The 20,072-nt window shown below is 67.9% G+C and carries 19 protein-coding genes; 16 read left to right on the top strand and 3 right to left on the bottom strand.

Translation table 11 applies throughout. The features are described 5' to 3' along the window. The first annotated feature begins 11 nt into the window (after positions 1 to 11). The 7 genes from ACYVDA_RS03770 (at position 12) to ACYVDA_RS03740 (ending at position 8,780) form a co-directional block, all read left to right on the top strand. Entirely contained in the window at positions 12 to 1,319 is a 1,308-nt protein-coding gene (locus ACYVDA_RS03770; protein WP_166084011.1) for a type IV secretion system protein, read from the top strand. A 3-nt stretch (positions 1,320 to 1,322) separates the two neighbouring features. Beyond that, positions 1,323 to 2,786 (top strand): SCO6880 family protein, encoded by a 1,464-nt coding sequence (locus ACYVDA_RS03765; protein ID WP_166084010.1) that lies wholly within the window; start codon positions 1,323 to 1,325, stop codon positions 2,784 to 2,786. 42 nt (positions 2,787 to 2,828) lie between these two features. Beyond that, entirely contained in the window at positions 2,829 to 3,236 is a 408-nt protein-coding gene (locus tag ACYVDA_RS03760) for a hypothetical protein (RefSeq protein WP_166084008.1), read from the top strand. Beyond that, a complete protein-coding gene (locus tag ACYVDA_RS03755; RefSeq protein WP_166084007.1) occupies positions 3,233 to 4,723 on the top strand; it encodes an ATP-binding protein in 1,491 nt (496 codons plus the stop codon). The genes ACYVDA_RS03760 and ACYVDA_RS03755 overlap by 4 nt, the downstream gene beginning before the upstream one ends. A 492-nt stretch (positions 4,724 to 5,215) precedes the next feature. Further along, a complete protein-coding gene (locus ACYVDA_RS03750) occupies positions 5,216 to 6,040 on the top strand; it encodes an HNH endonuclease (RefSeq protein ID WP_277343392.1) in 825 nt (274 codons plus the stop codon). A gap of 77 nt (positions 6,041 to 6,117) precedes the next feature. Then, positions 6,118 to 8,214 carry a GNAT family N-acetyltransferase gene (locus ACYVDA_RS03745; protein WP_166084005.1) on the top strand — a complete coding sequence of 699 codons (2,097 nt, stop codon included), beginning with the start codon at positions 6,118 to 6,120 and terminating at the stop codon, positions 8,212 to 8,214. A gap of 26 nt (positions 8,215 to 8,240) precedes the next feature. Beyond that, the gene (locus tag ACYVDA_RS03740; protein ID WP_166084004.1) at positions 8,241 to 8,780 is read left to right on the top strand and encodes an ASCH domain-containing protein; all 540 of its coding nucleotides are present in this window, start codon (positions 8,241 to 8,243) and stop codon (positions 8,778 to 8,780) included. 425 nt (positions 8,781 to 9,205) lie between these two features. On the opposite strand, the gene ACYVDA_RS03735 is transcribed toward ACYVDA_RS03740, so the two are convergent. After that, the gene (locus ACYVDA_RS03735) at positions 9,206 to 10,660 is read right to left on the bottom strand and encodes a Dyp-type peroxidase (protein WP_166084003.1); all 1,455 of its coding nucleotides are present in this window, start codon (positions 10,658 to 10,660) and stop codon (positions 9,206 to 9,208) included. A gap of 154 nt (positions 10,661 to 10,814) precedes the next feature. Here ACYVDA_RS03735 and ACYVDA_RS03730 point away from each other — a divergent pair, with 154 nt between their 5' ends. The 9 genes from ACYVDA_RS03730 (at position 10,815) to ACYVDA_RS03690 (ending at position 18,110) form a co-directional block, all read left to right on the top strand. Continuing rightward, complete coding sequence (locus ACYVDA_RS03730; RefSeq protein WP_166084002.1) at positions 10,815 to 11,024, top strand: plasmid mobilization protein; 210 nt, start codon at positions 10,815 to 10,817, stop codon at positions 11,022 to 11,024. Positions 11,025 to 11,491: 467 nt separating this feature from the next. Next, positions 11,492 to 12,547, top strand: a complete 1,056-nt coding sequence (locus ACYVDA_RS03725; protein ID WP_166084001.1) for an ArdC-like ssDNA-binding domain-containing protein — start codon at positions 11,492 to 11,494, stop codon at positions 12,545 to 12,547. 2 nt (positions 12,548 to 12,549) lie between these two features. Then, a complete protein-coding gene (locus ACYVDA_RS03720; RefSeq protein ID WP_166084000.1) occupies positions 12,550 to 13,062 on the top strand; it encodes a hypothetical protein in 513 nt (170 codons plus the stop codon). After that, positions 13,059 to 14,822, top strand: coding sequence for a type IV secretory system conjugative DNA transfer family protein (locus ACYVDA_RS03715; protein ID WP_166083999.1), 1,764 nt, complete (start codon positions 13,059 to 13,061; stop codon positions 14,820 to 14,822). The genes ACYVDA_RS03720 and ACYVDA_RS03715 overlap by 4 nt, the downstream gene beginning before the upstream one ends. 39 nt (positions 14,823 to 14,861) lie before the next feature. After that, positions 14,862 to 15,263, top strand: a complete 402-nt coding sequence (locus ACYVDA_RS03710) for a hypothetical protein (protein WP_166083998.1) — start codon at positions 14,862 to 14,864, stop codon at positions 15,261 to 15,263. A 67-nt stretch (positions 15,264 to 15,330) separates the two neighbouring features. Next, positions 15,331 to 15,762 (top strand): single-stranded DNA-binding protein, encoded by a 432-nt coding sequence (locus ACYVDA_RS03705; protein ID WP_166083997.1) that lies wholly within the window; start codon positions 15,331 to 15,333, stop codon positions 15,760 to 15,762. Positions 15,763 to 15,774: 12 nt separating this feature from the next. Then, positions 15,775 to 16,350: a hypothetical protein gene (locus tag ACYVDA_RS03700; protein ID WP_166083996.1), complete on the top strand. Its 576-nt coding sequence runs from the start codon at positions 15,775 to 15,777 to the stop codon at positions 16,348 to 16,350. A 117-nt stretch (positions 16,351 to 16,467) separates the two neighbouring features. Continuing rightward, positions 16,468 to 16,767: a hypothetical protein gene (locus tag ACYVDA_RS03695; RefSeq protein ID WP_166083994.1), complete on the top strand. Its 300-nt coding sequence runs from the start codon at positions 16,468 to 16,470 to the stop codon at positions 16,765 to 16,767. After that, positions 16,767 to 18,110, top strand: coding sequence for a hypothetical protein (locus tag ACYVDA_RS03690; protein ID WP_166083993.1), 1,344 nt, complete (start codon positions 16,767 to 16,769; stop codon positions 18,108 to 18,110). Before ACYVDA_RS03695 ends, ACYVDA_RS03690 begins: the two co-directional genes overlap by 1 nt. Positions 18,111 to 18,299: 189 nt before the next feature. Here the strand turns inward: ACYVDA_RS03690 and ACYVDA_RS03685 are convergent, their stop codons facing one another. Both ACYVDA_RS03685 and ACYVDA_RS03680 read right to left on the bottom strand, forming a co-directional pair. After that, positions 18,300 to 19,577, bottom strand: a complete 1,278-nt coding sequence (locus ACYVDA_RS03685; RefSeq protein ID WP_166083992.1) for a site-specific integrase — start codon at positions 19,575 to 19,577, stop codon at positions 18,300 to 18,302. Further along, positions 19,577 to 19,810 (bottom strand): helix-turn-helix transcriptional regulator, encoded by a 234-nt coding sequence (locus tag ACYVDA_RS03680; protein WP_166083991.1) that lies wholly within the window; start codon positions 19,808 to 19,810, stop codon positions 19,577 to 19,579. The genes ACYVDA_RS03685 and ACYVDA_RS03680 overlap by 1 nt, the downstream gene beginning before the upstream one ends. Between the last annotated feature and the right edge of the window lie 262 nt (positions 19,811 to 20,072).

The following is a 20,072-nucleotide window of genomic DNA, read 5'->3' as shown; positions in this document are numbered from 1 at the left end:
GGACAACGACGATGGCCGATGTATGCGACGTACCCGTCATCTCCGGTGTCTGCGATGTGGCCGGGGAAGCAGCCGGATCCCTGGTTGCGGCGCCGTTCGACTGGCTCGCCCAGGGCATGGGTCACGCAGCGGGCTGGATGTTCGAGGCGGTGTGGAAGGTCTTCGACTCGACCACGATGGTCGACGTCACCAGCAGCCAGTACACGCGGGTCTACAACATCCTGTTCGGCGTCGCGGTCTTCGTGATGCTCGGCTTCTTCATCCTCCAGGTGATCGGCGGCATGGTTCGCCGCGAACCTGCCGCGCTGACCCGAGCGGCACTCGGATTGGCGAAGTCGATCCTCGGCTCGTTCGTCGCGCTCACCCTGCTGGCCGCCGCTCTGGAGATCACCGACCAGCTCTGCATCGGCATCGTGAACGCTGCCGGGACCAACATGGACCAGATGGGTGATCGCATCGCCCTCCTCGCCGGCGGCCTGCTCACCTTGAATATCGCAGCACCCGGAGCGGGAGCGATCATCACCATGTTCATCGCCGGCCTCGCCATCGGCGCGGCCGTGATCGTGTGGATCAGCCTGCTCATGCGCAAGGCGCTCCTGCTCATCGCGATCGTCTTCGCCCCGATCGCGCTCGCAGGGTCGAGCTGGGACCACACCCGTGGCTGGGTGGGCAAGTGGGCGTCGTTCGTGATCGCGCTGATCCTCTCCAAGGTCGTCCTGGTGGTGATCTTCCTGCTCGCCACGGCCCAGGTCTCCGCACCGATCGACGGGGATCTCCAGTCCGTCAGCGACCCCATCGCCGGGGTGGTGCTGATGCTCATCGCCGGGTTCGCGCCCTACCTGACCTACAAGGCGATCAGCTTCATGGGCTTCGACATGTACCACGCGATGTCGGCCGAGCAAGAGGCCAAGTCCGCGCTCAACCGACCGCTGCCGATCCCGATGAGTCGTCGCCCTGCCGCTGAGCCGAGCAAGGTCCTCGACGGCGCATCGAACGGCACCGGTCCGTCGAGCGGTAGCGCACCCGCTCCGGCGCCTGCACCCTCTGGTTCCGCGAACGGCGGAGCAGGCGGAGCGTCGGGCGGGGCCACCAGTGGTGGCGCGCCGGGCGGAGCAGCCGCAGCGGGTGGCGCCGTCGCCGGGGGCGTGATCGTGGCGAAGGAGACCGTCAAGGCCGGTGCCGCAGCTGGGCGCTCGGTGGGAGCAGCAGCCTCGGCGCAGACCGACGCCGCGAGCCAGGCGCCGCCGTCCGCAGGGCCACCGGTGCCGCCGCACGTTGGCGACGCCGTCCCCAGCCAGTCGCGAGCCAGGAAGGGCTGACCGATGAGCACCAACACCACGATGCGTGACTTCGAGCTGGCGCCCGTGAAGTTCTCCCGACTCACTCGACGCGGCGTGCTGCTCGGCCTGTCGGGATTGCAGCTCGTCGTCGTCGGCTTCGGCGGGATCACCCTCATCTTCGCGCTGTACGTCGGCGGCGGCGCATCGCTGATGTACGTCGTCCCGATCCTGTTGGTCTGCGCCGGGCTCGCGTTCGTTGGTGTCGGTGGCCGCAAGGTCGTGGAGTGGCTTCCCGTCGTCACCCGCTGGCTGTGGCGCTCGACCGGTGGGCAGCTCCTGTTCCGCCGTCGGATCGTCCAACCACGACCCGTCGGCACGCTCGCGCTCCCCGGAGATGCAGCCCGGTTGCGTCAGTGGTTCGATCCCGAAAGCGGTGCGGTGATGGTCCATGACCCGCACCGGTCGACGCTCACCGCAATCGTCGGGGTCACCCATCCGGCGTTCATCCTGCTCGACCCGCTCGAACAGCAACGCCGAGTCACCAGCTGGGGCCGAGTCCTGGCCACCGCCTGCCGGTCGGGTCGCATCGCTTCGATGCAGGTGCTGGAGCGGACCCTGCCTGACTCCGGCAAGGGACTCGCGCAGTGGTGGTCCCAGCACGGACGTCAGGACGGCTCGTGGACCTCGACGACGTACGGCGAATTGATCGACCGTGCCGGCCCGGCGGGTGAGCGCCACGCCAGCACCGTCTCGATCGCGCTCGACATGAAGGCCGCGGGGAGAGCGATCCGCGCAGCCGGTGGTGGCAACCGAGGGGCGGCCGCGGTGCTGCGGCAGGAGATGTCGACCATGACCGCGGCGCTGCGGGCTGCCGACCTGGCCCCCTCAGGCTGGTTGAAGCCTGGAGACCTCGCCGTGATCCTGCGTTCGGCCTACGACCCGGTCGTCGCAGGTGCCCTCGAACGCCACGGTGATCTTGGCCGCGACCTGGCAACCGCCGGGCCGGTCGCGGTCAGCGAGACCTGGGCCAGCGTCCGCTCTGACTCGGCCCACCACTGCGTGCTCTGGATCAGCGAATGGCCGCGCTCGCTGGTCTACCCAGGGTTCCTCGCCCCGGTGCTCCTGTCGTCCGGAGTACGTCGCACCTTCTCGCTGCTGTTCACGCCGATGCGGACCGACCAGGCCGCTCGCGACATCCGCAAGAAGAAGACCGAGTACATCTCCGACGCGGCCCAACGTCAGCGCATCGGACAGATCGAGGACGCCCAACAAGGCGCCGAGTACAACGACGTCCTCCAACAGGAAGCCGACCTCACCGCCGGCCACGGCATCCTGCGCACCACCGGACTCATCGCCGTCAGCGCCCAAGACTCCGACGAGCTGGAGCGTGCGGTCGCTGACATCGAGCAGGCAGCCATCCAAGCCTCGTGTGAGACCCGCCGCCTCTGGGGCCAGCAGGCGCAGTCGTTCTCGGCCGCCGCGCTGCCCCTGTGCCGGGCGGTGTGAGCCCCACACCTGGCTCTCAACCACATCGAGAAGGAGGCTGCGATGCCCACGTTCGAGAACCCGGCGGCCGACGCCGACGAAGTCCAAGCGGCGCTACGAGCACTCGCGCACGCGACACGCTCCATCGATGACCCGCGCCAGGTCTACTCGGTGCTCGGGTCGCTCACGTCCGCGATCGCGTCGTTGAGCCAGTCCTTGCACCAGCTCGCGGCGTTTCACGACGGCGAGGTCAAGAAGGGGGTGTGGGTGGCCGGCGACTCCCGTGCCGGACGCGTTGCGACCTATCAGGTGTCGTGGGAACTCCACCGTGCAGGCGAGATCCTCCGCCAGGTCTCCGAGTCCATCGCCAGCGCCCACAACGCCGAGTCCCGCATCACCTACACCCACCGCGACTTCCCGGATCTCAGCGAGGCACCGCACCGGTCAGCCGGCCAGGGGCTCTCGCTATGAACGGCTGGAACGAGGGACGGCTCCACAGCGCGGTCCTCGTCTCTCCCCGACGCGAGCGCCGCCGCGACCGCCGGACCCGGCGAGCCGCCGCCCAGTCACTGCTCGCCGAGGACCGCGACACCAGGAAGGCCGCGGCGAAGTCGAAGCATGACGCACTCGCGGCTGAACGCCGCGCCACCGTGATGCTGCCCAAGTCCGGCGAACCCGGCCCTGCCGCTCTCCGTACTCCTGGCCGGCTGCGGTTACCGCGGCATCAGGACACGTCGGCGACGCTGGCCGGTGCGTACCCGTTCCTGGCCGAGGGCGGCCTCGGCAGCGACGGGGTGTTCGTCGGCCAGGACCTCTACTCGGGTTCGTCGTTCGTCTACGACCCGTGGGTGCTCTACGCCCGCGGACTGATCACCGCACCCAACCTCGTACTCGCCGGGATCGTCGGGTCGGGGAAGTCAGCGTTAGCGAAGAGCCTCTACACCCGCTCGATCCCGTTCGGACGCCGCGTCTACGTCCCCGGCGACCCGAAGGGCGAGCACACCGCCGTCGCCGAAGCCGTCGGCGGCAAGGCCATCGCACTCGGGCACGGGATGTCCAACCGGGTGAACCCGCTCGACGAGGGAATCCGCCCCGCCGCATCCGACGACATCCAGTGGGCAGCACAGGTCACCTCCCGGCGACGTGACCTCCTCGGCGCATTGGCCGAGACCGTGCTAGACCGCAGACTCACTCCACTGGAGCACACCGCCATCGACGTCGCACTCGCCGAAAGCGTCCGGATCGCCGACGTGCCGGTGCTCCCGATGGTCGTCGACCGACTCCTGACACCCGACCCCACAACAGACACCGACGGCCGGCTCACCGAGGACGGCCGCCTGGTCGGGCATGCGCTGCGGCGGCTCGTGGCAGGCGATCTAGCCGGGCTCTTCGACGGTCCCAGCACGGTCCGCTTCGACCCGAGCCTGCCGATGATCTCGCTTGACCTCTCCCGGGTCACCGAGAACGCCACCCTGATCTCGGTGCTGATGACATGTGCATCGGCGTGGATGGAGTCAGCCCTGCTCGACCCGGCCGGCGGGCAACGGTGGGTCGTCTACGACGAGGCGTGGCGCCTGATGTCCCACCCCGCACTCCTGCGGCGCATGGACGCGCACTGGCGGCTAGCTCGGCACTACGGCATCGCGAACATGCTGATCTTCCACAAGCTCTCCGACCTCGACAACGTCGGCGACCAGGGCTCAGCGATGCGCGCCTTGGCCTCGTCGCTTCTCGCCAACGCCGAGACCCGCGTGGTCTACCGGCAGGAGTCTGACCAGCTCGGCACCACAGCCGCCGCGCTCGGGCTGACCGGTACCGAGCAGTCGCTGCTGCCGACCCTCGGAACGGGTCAGGGGTTGTGGCGGATCAAGCACAGGTCCTTCGTCGTCCAGCATCAACTCCACCCAGCCGAACTCCAGCTCTTCGACACCACCGGCCGGATGAAGTCAGCTCTCTAGAAGTTCCGGCGCAGCTCGACGTTGTCGCCCGGAGCTAGAGCACGTGCGACATGGAGAGTACGTCTGGGTGCTGAGGTGGCACGAACATCGTCGTGCCGGCAGCGGGGTCCGCCTCGAAGGCCTCCCGGATGACGTCCCGGTCTCGGGTCGACCGGGACGCTCGGAGGGTGGCGTGCCGACTGATCAACTCGGGTCCGGTCGAGGTTCAGCTTGTGGGACGGGGCGCGCCTGCCGACGTCGCTCGAGTCGCGTCAAGCCAGAATGACGGGCGGTGGAAGACGAAGCACTGCAGGTCGATTGTCGCGTCGCTCGGAGGCGCGTCGAGCCTCGCCTGGTTCGCGGGTCAAGGGTTTCGAGGTCGACAGGGGTGGTTGTCGTGGTACGACCGTAACCGTCGGAGCCTGGGATGCGGGCGCACGCATGCGGAGACCTGTGGTGTCGGTGGCGCTTCCTAGAGTCGGGGACCTGCGGCAGAGACCCAAGGAGACGTAGATGAGTCCTAAGCGTTGCTTGTTCTGCCGCGAGGACTCGAGCTCGTCGGTGAGCGTGGAGCACATCGTGCCGGAGTCGCTGGGGAACACGACGATGGTGCTGCCTCGGGGGTTCGTCTGCGACAGGTGCAACAACTACTTCGCCCGGAAGGTTGAGGGACCATTCTTGAACTCGCCGGCGATGTTGGCATTGCGGCACTTGGAGGCTGTGGGGAACAAGCGTGGGCGCATCCCAGGGATGGATGTCGTTCTGGACAACGGGATGCCCGGTCGCTTGGAGAGGTATCCGCGTTTGCCGATTCCGTTCTCCCTGCAGGTGGACGCCTCCGACCTCGCCCGGCTAGGGCCTGACACGGCGACCTGGCCACGCGGCGCGATGTTCGCCAGCCCAGAGAAGCCCCCGACGACTCGGGACGTTGCCCGGTTTGTGGCAAAGGCCGGCCTGGAGCACCTAGTGCACCGAAACCTGGGCTTCCCCGAGGGCCTGGAGTCAATTTTCGGTGCGCCGGAGTTGGAGCTGTGTCGCCGTTTCGCCCGCTATGGCGCAGGGCCGAAGGAGTGGGGTGTGCGTGTCGAGCGGATCTACGACTCGAACCACTTGTTCGAGGAGAACCTCCCGAACTATCAACGGGTGTGGGAGATGGACCTCCTCATCCCCAGCGACCGAGAGAGCGCGTTGTTTGCGATGAGCATCTTCGGGCTGGAGTTCGCCATCAACCTCGTGGACCCGGATCTGAGCCCTTACGACCGGTGGCGACGAATGGCCAAGGCATCGTCGCTGCTGTATCCGGAAGGACTTCCGCCGGACCTGCGACCGTCCCAGTGACTTGGTCACCGTCCCGGAGAGCTGCCCTCAGGTCGTAGTTCCCAAACAACAGCCGCCGGTTGAGTCAGACTGACGAAGTGACTCGGGGCCCCACCGACAGCGACGACTACGCCATTCGCATCGTCGGCATCGAGGCGATGGCGCCCGAGTGGGTGGACAAGGTCATCGAGCTCGGCGACGCCAACCGAAACCGCCTCGGCCCGATGCCTTACTCCGGCTTCAGGGAAGCGGCAACGAACGGCAACATCGTCCTGGCTGTTCGAACCCACCCCGACGGGACCGAGACCCTCGCCGGCTACTGCCTGTACGCCCCCACGGTCCGCGCCGACTGGTACGCCCGCATCGCCCACCTGTGCCTGACCGACGACGCGAGAGGTTCTGGGGCAGCTCGACAACTCATCGACGCGGTGATGGACCGTTGCCCTGATCGGCTCGGTCTTCGGTTGAAGTGCCGCGACGACTGGGAGGCTGCGAAGAAGTGGCCGAGCCTCGGATTCGAGCCTGTGCGCCGGCGGACGGGCCGAGGCAAGACCCAGAAGCCGATGACGGAGTGGGTCAAGCAGAACGAGTCGGTAGCGAACCTGCTGACGTTGCCCGATGAGGACCCTGACCAGCTCGAGGCTGGCGTCGACAACAACGTTTTCTGCGACCTGCACGGCACCTCGCCGAAACGGCGGCAGCGGTTCTCGGGCACCGTCGCGCTCCTGGCCGCGTCAGAACAGATTCGTCTCGCGAGGCCGTTCACACTGACCCAGGAGCTGAACAGGACCGCAGACAAGCGTGAACGGGACGCTCTCCTGCACACGGCCGCAGCCAGCGGCATGAAGGTTCTCAACGGCGACCGCACCGAGATCCGCAAGCTTCGCGACAAACTTCTGGCCGGCGTACCTGACGACGTTCTCGCCAAGGACGACAGCTTGAAGACAGACGTGCTCCTTCTGGCCGAGGCCATTGTCGGCGGTGCAGACCTGTTCGTCACCCGCGACAAGAACGTCGTCACCTACCTCGGACCCACCGCCGCCGAGGGGAGGGACTTCGCAGTCCTGTATCCCGACGAGCTTCCGGCGTTCATCGACCGCCGGGCCGACGCCGCCAGCTACCTCCCCGTGCAACTGGAGGAGACCCAGTTCCAAGTGACGCGCGGGGACGCTGCGACATGGAACCCAGAGAACCTCACCGGCCTTCTCGGCAACGACTCCGGCGAACGGAAGGTCGACTTCAGGACCCTCATCAAATCACTCGCGGAGACGACCGCCGGGACGGACGACCGCCAGATGATGCTCACCCCCGCCGGAGAAGTCCTCGCGATCTGGGCAGCCCAACCGAATGAAACCACCCTCGAGGTATCCCTCCTTCGCATTCGGCGTGGACCACTACTCCCCACGATCGCCCGCCAGATCTCGCGAACGCTGCGCCGCAGGGCCGCACAGTTGGCCCTCACCACGGTCCGACTCACCGACACACACCTTCCGGCCGCCATCGCCGCCGAACTCGACCGAGATGGCTTCAGAACCGACACCGCGACCAACAGCCCTACCGCTATCGTCCTCACCACCATCGGCACCTGGGCCGAGGTCCGGGCGGCGGGCGAAGCAGTGACCGAGTCCGGTCTCGTCCTACCCACCCACCTCGGATCGACAGCCGAGGCATCCGAGTTCGAACGGCTCCTTTGGCCGGCCAAGGTCCTCGACCCCGACCTGCCCACCTACATCGTGCCCATCCGCGGTGTTTTCGCCGACGACCTCCTCGGGCACGTACCAACACTCCTCGCCCGACCCGCCGAGCTCGGCCTGTCCCGCGAACACGTCTACTACCGGAGTGGACAGAGCCGACCCGCGGCCCCCGGTCGCATTCTGTGGTACTCCAGCGCCCGCGACCAAGAGCTCGTCGCCTGCTCCAGGCTCGTCGAAAGCGTCACTGGTACCCCGGAGGTTCTCCACCGAGAGTTCGCCAACATCGGCGTCCTTACCCTCCATCAAGTCCGAGCGGTCGCCGACAAGCGCGGCACAGTGAACGCCCTACGGTTCGCCGACACCGAAATTTTCGGCCGCCCGATCCCCCTGGCACGGGCCCAGGAACTGTCGAGAGGCACTGCTAGGTTGACGCTTCAGTCGCCAGTGCCGGTCGACACAGTGTGGTTCAAGCGGCTGTATGAGGAGGGGATTCGCCGATGAGAGTTCCCCGACTGGCCCAAGGAGCGGTGAAGGCACTCGAGGCCAGTCTTCGAGCAGCGACCGCCTCTACCGTGCGCGGACGCCGCACGCAGAGCGCGGCAGACGCCGTGCCGGTGGCGACCGACGACGCACTCGACGAAGAACCCGAAGAGCGAGCGCTCTTCATCTCGGTGAAGCCGCGGTACGCGAACGCGATCCTCGAGGGCTCCAAAACCGTCGAACTACGCCGCACCCGGCCCCATCTCCCCGATGGATCCCTCGTCATTCTGTACTCCTCCACACCCACCCGCGCCGTCGTCGGCTGGGCCCACCTCGCCGGCATACGGGTAGGCACCCCCATCGAAATCTGGGACAAGTACGGCACTGCAGCAGCAATCGACGAAACCGACTACGACGCCTACTTCGACGGTACCGACCAGGCCTTCGCCCTCGAGCTGAACTGCGTCGTCGCCGTCCAACCCATCCCCCTCGACGTCATCCGGTCCATCGGCATCCAGCCCCCACAGAGCTGGCGATACGTCCCCGCCGACATCACCACGCAGATCCAGGCATCAGCACTCGCCTGAGCCCGCAGGTGCGCACCACGGTCATTTGTGGTTGCCGGTTCCCAAGACTATGGACTGACTCAACTGTCGGAGGTCCTCCGCAATGTCGAGTCATCACGACTGGTAGGCGGATCTCGATCGCGGTACTTGGCCTGCGACATCAGGATGGGCCATTCCGCCGCCTACCGGACATCCCAAGCGGCCGAGCCGAGGGTCGCTGCTCAACTCGGCCCGCTCAGACGCGTCCAGGCCATCAACCCTTACCCAGCGTGCTGCCCGCCTTGGACTTGGCGCCCTTCGACGAACCACCGGATGCCAGGGTCTTTCCCGCCTTGGACAGTGCTGCTTTAGTCGGCTTGCTCTTCGCCATGCCGTCTACCTCCTCTCGACATTGAGCATGTTGTCCTGAGTCACGCGAAGCGCTCACTTGCGATTCGCGGTCGCTTCTAGATTCCGCCGTAGGCGCCCGGAGGTGGAGGCGCTTGGAAGACGTTCTCCACGCGCAGCAAGAGGTTCGGTTTCTCCAACGTGAACTGCTGCTGCACGAGAGAGACGTTTGCCTGAGGTGACGATGTTTCAACGAGCGTGTAGGTGTGCCCCACCGGCAATTCAGCTGGGCAGACCCCACGTCCGTTGGACCCGGTGGCGAACTGCGATCCTTCGATCACCTCCCCCGACACGTCGCGGACCTCGAACGTGAAGCCAGCGCGCTCGAAGCGGCGGCTCGGATCGTTCGGGTCGCGGACCACCTTGTTGATGGCCAGCCGGCCCGTCTTGGGCTTGTGCGGCTTGGTCGGTGTCAGCGTGGCCGCGATGCCCTCTGGGTTATGGGGCGGCACGAAGAAGATCCCGCCGTGCTTCGCCTCGACCAGGGGCCCGAGGGGCGACTGGCCGCTCATCAGAGCGTCCGGTCCGGCGACGCTCCCGTCGCTGCGCGCGGGGAACTGCTGGTTGAGCATCCAGTCGTTGAAGACGGCATCGAACTGGTTCGGCGTCGACTGGAAGGAGCAGAAGTGCAGGCCCACCTGCACCATCCCGTTAACGAACTCGACGTATGGCATGCCGCGTCGAAAGATCTCGTTGTCGTCGTGGTGCCCGCGCGGGCCGGCCTTTCGAACGTGGGAACCAGGCGGAAGGGACTCAGGGACGTCGCCGGACTCCTGGTGGGGGTCGGATCCGGACGGCAGGTCCAGCCGCGTCCCGTCCTTCGTGCGTCCGATCACTGCGTCGCGGGCCGCGTCGTCGACCAGGCTCGCAAATGCTGCCGTCTTCTGTTGGATCTTCATTGTCACCATGTACGTACCACCGTCGGCCCACGTCGGCTCGTCAGGCTGTTCGCCGTCGCGGTGCACGTAAACCACCCCGGTGCGCTTCGAGGACTTCACGTTGCGCACCCCGTCGCGATAGCCGAAGGGCTCGGACTCATCTACACGCTGGTACCCGCGCTCCAGCCCCAGGACTTCGATGACTGGTGAGGACATCAGGTACCGGAGGAACTGCTCGACGCGGAACTCCATCACGGACGCAACGTAGAAGAGCATGTCCGCTGGCAGCTCGGCGGCCGGGCCGAACCTGGGGGAAGGCGGGGCCGCCTCGGGCGTGAAGCCCGCGGGGCGTTCAAGTGGAATGCCAACGCTTGCGAGTCGATCGAAGAAGGTAGGTGCGAGACCCACCGCAACGGACGCGAGCTTCTCGCCCTTCTCCTCCCCACCGGTCGGCTCGGCGCGGGCCACTAGTGCGTCTACCGCCTGGTCCAGAGACGACAACCAAGTCTGGAGCTGCTCCAAGGTGACGTCTGGCCGCATTCGAATCGGGATGAAATAGCCGCAGGTTCGAGGGTTCTTGTACAAGACCTCCCGGTCATCTTCCTTACTAGGGAGGACCCCCTTCGCCTGTGCCATGACGCCTCGTTCCTGTCGGATTCGTATCTGCTCAGCGCCGCGGTTAGCCGCGCGGCTGTTCCAGAGTCGCATCGGCCAGGGCGGTGCGCGGCTAACCGCGTCCCCTCGGCGTGTCGCGGCTACCCGCGCGAGCAGCTGACGACATGCTCTCGGCATGGCTGAGTCGAGCAACAAGCGAAGCCGCCGAGGCACTGACGTTCGGCGGCGCCAACACCAAGTCGGTGTTCGGTTGCTTCCCGAGGAACTGGAGAAGCTGCAGGGCCTCGCGGAGCGCTACGGCGTCTCCCCTGCCGAGGTGCTGCGACGAGCCCTGCTCAGTGAGTCTCTCCAATCGGCACCAACCGTCGGCCCAGCCTCCATCTGAGACCTCGCGCGGGCGGGTCCGGGACGAGTCGGACTCCAGGGAGAGGTTCGCTTCCCGGTCGTGCGAAACAGTCGCCGGGATGTCTCGCAGCCACACGGTTGTTGTGCTCTCGCCAGGCTGCCTGCTGCGTGGCTGGATTGTGGGAACTCGAGCGAGGCGCGAACTCTGCCTGAATCGGCGTTGCCAACCGTTCGACGTCTTTCCGCCGCGTATGACTGTCAAGCGCGGTCCCGTCCTGCGCTCGACGCTCTGTTCCATTCCGTCCCCAAGGGGGATCCCTCAGCTGAGTTGGCCTGATGTCCGGGCAGTGGGTTCTCGGCGGCAGGCTGGGAGCCTGCGCGAGAACGAATCGTCACGGCCGCGACCCACGACCCAGAGACGTCGACTGGCGCATCGACCGCCCCAGACAGTAGCGGTTGTTCTTGCACACCTGCCGTCTGAGACCCGGCATCAGGAGGCGGTCCCCGATGAGACTTCAGACGCGCGACCTCGCGGCGCGTGAAGCGAAGCTCGATGCGCTCCAGCAGCAGCTCACCGCATCGGTCGAGGCGCTGGTTACTGGTGAGGACTGGAAGCGCGCGTTGGAGTTCGCGGCCAGGTTCCGCTCGCGCTCGTTCAACAACACGATGCTGATCTACGTCCAGCATTACGCAGCCTTTCAGCAGGGCCGGGTGCCGGAGCCGATGCCGACCTACGTCGCAGGCTTCAAGCAGTGGCTCAGCTTGAACCGGCATGTCATGAAGGGCCAGGCCGGGTACGCGATCCTCGCCCCCGTCACCGCACGGTTCGCGTCCTCGAACCCGGCCGACCCCGACTCGTGGCGCCGCCTCGGTCGCGGCGAGAAGCCCGGCCTCGGCGAGGCCGTCCGGTCCAGATTGATCGGCCTCAAGCCGGCACACGTGTGGGACATCTCCCAGACCGACGGCGAACCGATCCCCGAGACACCCCGCCCCACCCTGCTGCGAGGACAGGCGCCCGAGTGGCTGTGGGACGGGCTGGCCGACCAGATCACTGCCCATGGTTTCCAGCTGCGGCTGGTCTCCGACGCGAAGTTGATCGGTGGCGCGAACGGTCTGACCGACTACCTGACCCGCGAGGTGTCGGTGCGGATGGACATGGACGAGGCCGCCCAGGTCAAGACCCTCGCGCACGAACTGGGCCATGTCATGCTCCACGGCCCCGACAACGCCGACGCCGCCCTGCACCGCGGCATCGCCGAGGTCGAGGCCGAATCGGTGGCTCTCATGCTCGGCGCAGCGCACGGGCTGGCCACCGGTGACTACACGATCCCCTACGTCGCCTCGTGGGCTTCCAGCGTGCCGGGCAAGTCACCCGTCGAGGTGGTGCAGTCGACCGCAGAGCGCGTACGTGGTGCCGCGGTGACGATCCTCGACCTGCTCGACACCCCGCAGGTCGGTGACGGCAACCCGCCGGGCCTGGACCGTGAGGCACTCGCAGCCCGGCAGGGCGTCAAGCCCGTGCAGCAGGTAGCGCAGCGGCAAGTGGGGGTGCTGGGGCTATGAGCATGACCAGCGCAGCAGGCTCCTACCGACGCGACGACCACGCCGCGATGCGGGTGCCCGTGGTGATGCCGCTAGTCGAGGTCACCGTCGACAAGACGGGCCACCTGACCGTGTCGCTCGACCGCGAGCCCTACTCCGCAGACGGCGCCCTGCAGCGCGAGGACCTCCGACGGGTGCTCGACGACATCGCCGCCGACTTGGGCACACCCGTGCGGGTCGAAGTGCACGAGGCAGACGACTCGACGTTCACCGACATCGTGACCCCTGGCCGCCCCCGACTGCACGTCGTTGAGCCCGTTAAGCAGCCGCGTGTCACGGTCGGGGAGTTATCCGGGGAGGGGTTCCTCCCGAACGAGGACGTGGCCGTCGCGGTGGTGGTCGCGCACCAAACCGCGAGCACTGAGGGCACCACTCGACTCCGGTTGCCACCGGCCTTGCTCGAAGCCCACCCGGGACTCCTGGTGCTCATGGGCAGGGAGTCCGGGACCGTCATGGTCATTGGCGGTGCCGCGTGAACCCTCGTGGCCAGGGCGTCGACGACGAGCTGGTCAACCTCGGCCTCGGACTGATCGCAGCCGTCGGCGTCATCGCCGCGATCCTGCGACTGGCGGGAACCGTCGCAGCCTGGCTCTCAGGCACCGGGCAGCCGACCGAAGGATGGGAGGCAGGGTTCCGTCTACTCAGCCGACCAGGCGACCCGGGCGCCGCGCTCGGCTCCGACGGAATGGCCGCGTGGGTCTACTGGCTCGTCCTGGCCCTCATGATGGGCGGAGTCATCGCGGCCGCGCTCGTGCTGTGGCGACGCATCGGCACGATCAGACACAGGACAACCCACGACCCGCGCCGGCTCGCTGGAGTCGCTACCGGCCGCGACGTACGAACTGTGGCCTCGCAGAAGGCGCTGCTCGCACGCGGGCGCACCCTGAGGCCATCCCTCGACCAGCCCGAACCCTCGGATGTCGGCTATCTGCTCGGCCGCTCCCGGAGCCAGAGCGTGTGGGCGTCGGTCGAGGACTCGGTCCTGCTGCTCGGCCCACCGCGATCCGGCAAGGGCCTCCACATCGTCATCAACGCGATCCTGGACGCACCCGGCGCCGTGATCACCACCGCCACCCGACCCGACAACATCGCCGCCACCCTCACCTCACGGCAACGCCGAGGACCCGTCGCGGTCTTCGACCCCCAACGCCTCGCCGAAGGACTGCCCGCCGGGCTGCGCTGGTCCCCCGTACGCGGTTGCGAGGACCCGCTCACCGCGATGATCCGAGCCACCGGCCTCGCCTCGGCCACCGGCCTCTCCACCGGCGGGGTCGAGTCCGGAGGGTTCTGGGAGGGCAAGACACGCACCGCTCTCCAAGCCCTCCTCCATGCCGCCGCGCTCGACAACAGGACCCCGCGCGAGCTGTTCAACTGGACGCTCTCACCCTCCGCCGCCGCTGACGCCGTGGCGGTCTTGGCCAGCAACTCGAACGCGGCCCCCGGCTGGGCAGACTCGCTGGAGTCGATGATCCACGCCGACCCCCGCACCCGCGACTCCATCTGGATGGGCGTCTCCCTCGCCCTTTCGTGCCTGGCCGACCCCCGTGTCCTCGACGCCGTCTCGCCACCCCCCGGCGAGCACTTCGACCCCGTCGAGTTCCTCACCGGCAATGGCACCCTCTACCTGCTCGCCACCGGAGCCGGAGCCGGCGCCTCCTGGTCACTCGTCGCGGCGTTCATCGAGGACCTCGTGGAGACCGCCCGCCACCTCGCCGCCGCTTCACCGGGCGCCCGACTCGACCCACCACTGCTCCTGGCGCTCGACGAGATCGGGAACCTCTCCCCCTTGCCGTCCCTGCCGGTGCTTATGGCCGAAGGGGGCGGCACCGGTATCACCACCATGCCGGTGCTCCAGTCGCTCTCCCAGGCACGCGACAAGTGGGGAGACCACGCCGCCGGCGCGATCTGGGACGCGAGCATCGTCAAGGTCATCCTCGGCGGCGCCTCGTCGGCCCGGGACCTGCAAGACCTCTCAGCGCTGATCGGCGAACGCGACGAACGCACCGACACCATCTCCATCGGCGACTACGGCTCCCGATCCCTCCAACGCTCCACCCGCCGCGTCCCGGTCATGCCACCCGAGACGATCCGCACCCTCCCGTTCGGCCTCGCCCTGGTCCTGCTCCGCAGCTCCCCACCCCTGGTCACCGACCTGCGCCCCTGGACGGCCCGCAAGGAGGTCGAGCAACTCCGCACTGAGCGCACTGCCATCGAGAAAGCCCTGCAACGACGCTGAAGAAGCGCTTCTGTCGGACGCGACCCGTAGACAGGTTCTGTGAGCAAGTACTGGGTTGAGCATGCGAAGTACGGATGCCCGATTGGCGGCCCGTTCGATCTCTGGCGTCAGAACTACTTCATGGCCAACGGTGAGCCGCCCGAGGACACGGCCAAGCTCTACCCCGACCTCAGCTCGGAGACGGTGACCGCCGTTGCCGTCGCGACCATCAACGACGGTGCCACGCTCGACCATCTGCTCATCACCTTCGGTGACCGGGGCCCGAGTTACCAGTTGACGATGGCGCACACGTACTTCAGCGAGTGGCGCAAGAGCGCTCCCTTCATGCCGGACTCAATGCAGGACATCCCGCGCCGGTGGGAGGGCACTGCCCCCGAACCGTTGGAGGACTTCCACGACGACTGGCGTCGCGTCATCGACGCGGACAAGCCGACGGAGTAGCCAGCACACACCTGACTCCTGAGAGCGGTCGCCAGTCGAGGCGCCGCGCGAGTCCAGGAGTCAGCCAATGTCGATTCCCACCCAAATGAGCCTCCAGGGGTTCATCGCTACCGCGCCCGAACTCACCTTCACCGGCAAGGGCCACCCGCGGTTCTACAGCCGGGTCGGCATCGAGCAGCACCGCAAGGAGGTCGACGGGTCCTTCACCAAACTCGACCCGGTCTACTGCGACCTGGTGATGTTCGACCGGTCGGCCGAGCGCGCCTACCCAAGGTTCAAGCCCGGCGACCAGATCGTCGCCTCGGGCTACATCCACGAGTACGAACAGGACCGCCCCGGCGGCCGCAGCGAGATCCGTGAGCAGTTCGTCGCCCGCCGCATCGGGCACGACTGCGCCCGGACCCGCTACGTCGTCGACCGCACCCCGGCCCAGCAGCCCGACCCGCCGACCAACGAGCTCACGGTGGTCAACGAGCCCGCACGAGCTGCCAGCATCTGAGCAAGGCCAGTGATGACGACTCACGTCGACCCCGGGCAGCAGCCGCTCCTCGACCCGGACGACGACGGCAGGTCAAAGTACGGCGATCCCGAGCAGTTCGGGACCGCCGACTTGGACGACGACCGGCCGCTGCGGCCGATCAACTGGAACCTGCTGAGCGCCGACGAGGCCCTGGTCGAGTGGCTGGACCTCAACGGCTGGGTCACCTGGCTACGGCTGTCCTACGGGCTCCCGCCGACCGTGGTCCCGCCGTACTGGCATCGCCACGACGAACTGGTGTGGGAACTCTCCGCGCTCCACACCCACTGGCTCAACGCCTACGACACCGAGGGCACACCATCCGGGCCGATCGGGTGGCACCGCGACTTCGCCGAGGCCCGCAACCGGCTCCGGGAATGGGTCTCGACCGCCGGCTGCCGCCTCGACCGGGACCGGCCGACCAGGCAGACCACCTGGCCGGGGGAAACGCCGATCGAGACCGGTCCGGAAGTCCCGATCGCGGACCGGAACGCCGACTTCCACCAGTTCGTGGCCGACGACGTCGCCGCCCGCCGACGGATCGAGGACCAGGTCCGCAGCGCCTCGTAGCGCTGCACAACAGCCTGATTCTCAAGGGGTCTCCACAGCCAGAGCAACCCAGCCGGCGCTTCCCGGACCCCGGGATGACGGTGAACGGGATGCCACCCCCGAACGGAAGGACTCATCATGTTGCTCGCCCATGCGGCCACCCTCGCCGAGGCCCGCTCCTACCTCGCCGCTTTAGCCGATCACGCCCGGAGCGTCGAGGCGTCCTCGGCCTACGAACGGGCCCTCATTGAGCTGGACTGGGTCCACGGCGACGACACGCCCGCCCTGGACACCGCCGGCATCACCCGCGACTGCGACATCGTGATGGGTCTCGCCGTGTGCGCAGTGCAGCAGCTCGCCGACTACGGCGTCGATGCCCTCCACATCGAGTTGGTCCTCGCCTCCCTCGCCGACGCCCACGCGCTGGATGAGCCCTGATGTACGGCGAGAACGGCGCCCTCCTACGAGCAGAGCTGGCCTCGCTGCTCACCCAGCACCGCGTCCAACTCCGCATCGGAGGCGACGGCACCCACAGCGTCCCGATCACGTCCACCGACGCCGAACGCCGCCAGATCGGGGACCAGATCGGCAGCTACCGGCACGCCGCACTGCTGTGGTGCCGACAGGCGACCCGAGCCGTCGCCCCACACACGGCCAGCAACCTGAACCCCAGGCAGCCCAACCCGTTCCGGCTGCCCAGCCTCCACCACGGCGCCCTGGGCGCGTTGGCCTTGGCACTCGACCAGGCCATCGACGCAGCCAGCGCCCGGCTCCCCACCCTGGAGGAGCTGACCACCCCCCAGGACCTGCCGATGGTCGAGCACTGGCGCCAAGTCGCCCGCGCCGCCGCCCTCGGTGAGCACGACTTCGACGCCGGACTCCGCCGAGACAGCCTGGACGCCCGGCAGACCCACACCCTGATCGGCGACATCGCGGCCGCCGTCCGCGCTCTGGTGGTGCTCGACCAGCGCTACTCCAACATCCCCGGCTGGGAGAAGCTCCACCGCGGTGAACGGCTCGGCTGGGCAGCGCTGGCCTGCGCCCTGGACGCCAGCCTCGAACCACCCGACTATGCCCTCGACGCCCACGGCTGGCGCCCCAAGGCCAAGGTCATCACCGGACCCGCCAAACCCGGACTGCTCGGGGTGCTCCAAGCCGAGCACAACCTCGTCATCCGGATGAAGTCCTTCCCCAGCGCGATGAACCTGCGGCTCGTGGTCGACTCCCAACGGCTCCTCTCCGCAGGGCTCGCGCCGCTGGCCGCCAAGACCGACGGGGACCTAGAACAGGCCTGGCTCGCCCGCGCGCAGACCTACCTCGACCTCCAACACCAGTTGCGCAACATCGGCGGCCGCGTCGGAACCGGCGGACTCGCGATCACCGAAGCCGCCAACGCCATCGGCCGACTCAAGACCATCCGCCCCGACGCCGACCTCGACCCCCGCGCCCTGCACGCCTTCACCGCCCTCTTCGCCAGGCTCGATGCCCGGATCGCCGACGTCATCGAGGCCGGCGTCAAACGCAACGGCTACTTCACCCGCGTCACCATGCCGCGCATCGTGGAGAACAGCGGCCAGCTGGTCGCCCCGCCCCGGCACCGCTACCTCCCCCTGACCGAAGGTGACCACACCGCCATCATCGGGCTCGTACGCGACCGACTCCGCCCACAGTCAGAGCCGCCGACTGCGTCGCCGGGCGCGGCCCGGAGCCGAGCCGAACTGCACTCCGCGATCGTGCACCAACCCGGCAGCGGAACGACCGGTCCCTCGCGCTCGATGTGAGCCGATGCTGCCCACGGCGGGGTGTGGTCCTCTCCCACGCGCGGAGCCAGCGCTTCGAGGATCTCGGGCGTCACGCCGGCGCCCGTATCGGTGAGGCCGGGCTCGATCACATGACCCCCAACATGTTCCGGAGAACACTTCTCGCCGGGCAACCACGACGCCATCCGACGTTCGTGAGCCGCGACCTGCCTACGCCACGGCGTCATCCCCGCCCTCGCGGTCAACCGCGTCGAGCAACTCCGCTTCGCGGTCGGCCGGACGGATTGCCAGCAGCGAACCGTCTGGCTTGTCCGGTCGCAATGCACGTTCCAGGTGCGCGGCAGGAGTCGGATCCACGGCACGATCCGGCTCGATGTAGTGGCCCTCGGTGATCACGGTGGAGGTGTGTCCGAGGTAGACGGCGGCAGCGTCGGTCCCGATGCCGCGTGCGATCACGGTTGCCCCGGTCCGCCGATACCAGCGAAGACTGATTCCGCTGCCGCCCAGGTCAGCGAGCTGGAGGAAGTCGCGAAAGGTGCGGCGGACGTTGTACGGGCTGAGAGGACCCCCGTTGCGGCTGGCGAAGATGGTCCGAGACGATGCAATGAGAGGCATGCCGGTGATCCGGCGCCGCAGCACGTCGGCCGCGAACTCGGGCACGGGAATGCGCCTGATGGACGCGTCGGTCTTGGGCCGAGGCTGGCGCTCAGCTCCGCTCCCCTTGCGCTGCACAACGGTGCCGTTGACGCTGGCGACCATCCCGGTCGGCAGGTCCTCGATGTCGCAGGGACGGAGCGCGAGCACCTCCCCGGGACGCATCGCTGTCCCGAGCAGGACCTCGATGATGTCGCGGACCTGGCCGTCGGGTTTGGGGCCGGGGAGACCGGGTTCACTTCGCCACTGGGCAGCCGCCTTCCTGATCGCGGCGATCTGGTCGAGCGTGAGCGCCTGAGGTGTCGTCTTGACCCGTCGCAGTTGCGACGTACCCTCGACCGGGTTGCGAGCGATCGCGTCATGACGCAACGCGTAGGCGAAGAGCATGTTGAGCATCGTGCGGGTCTGCTTGGCCTGCGACGGCGACACTTTCGCCTGCCTCGCCAGGAACCACTCGACCCGGCCGGTGGTCACCTCGGTCAGGGTGTAGTGCTCGAACGCCGGTCGGACGTGGAGCCGCAGGCAGGTGCGGTAGTTCTCCTTGGTGTTGCCGGCCAGGTCGCGCAGCTCGAGGTCAGCCAGCCAAAGGTCCGCGAGGTCGGCGAACGAGCTCGTGGGCCGCAACACTCCGGAGCTCGGGAGAGACGGTCGCTCCCGGATGCTTTCCATCAGCCGGCTGCGCGCGGCGGCCGCGGTCGGCCCCGAGGCTCTGACCTGGCGGAGCCGACCATCCAGGTCCCGGACGCGGGTCTCCGCCACCACGCTGCCGCCTTCCCGGCGGGTGTTGATCGCCCCGTGGGTGCCGATCGGCGTACGGGGTCGTCCGGTGCGCATCAGCCGGCCTGGCGGGGGTGCCGCTTGGCGTCGTCGGCCTCCAGCTTGGCGAGCCAGGCGTCGACCTCGCTGACCCGGAACCGGAGCTCACGGCCGACGCGGAACCCGCGCGGCCCGCGCCCCTGACTTCGGAGGTCGTAGAGGGTCTGGACGGTGACGCCGAGCTGGGCGGCCAGCTGGGACAGGGTGAGGACGGGGCCCAGCGCCGTCTCGGAGGATGTTGTGGTCGTCATGCAGACCAGGTGTTCGAGCCGTGCCGCGGCCGGCCGAGACCGGCCCAGACGGACCGAGGGTCCCTGCGATCTGATCGACTTTGTGCTGAGTTTCTGCTGACTTGCCACTGCCTGCTCCTGATTTCAGGATCCGTGCAGGCCTCTGACCAGCGGGTTTGGTGGAGCTGAGGGGATTCGAACCCCTGACCTTCTCATTGCGAAGGTGTGGCTTGCTCCACCTGCCACACGTGCAACCGCTTCCGTGCGTTGCACTGCTTGCCCC

The sequence above is a fragment of the Nocardioides korecus genome (assembly GCF_054778395.1).
This window is presented reverse-complemented; position numbering and strand designations above follow the sequence as displayed.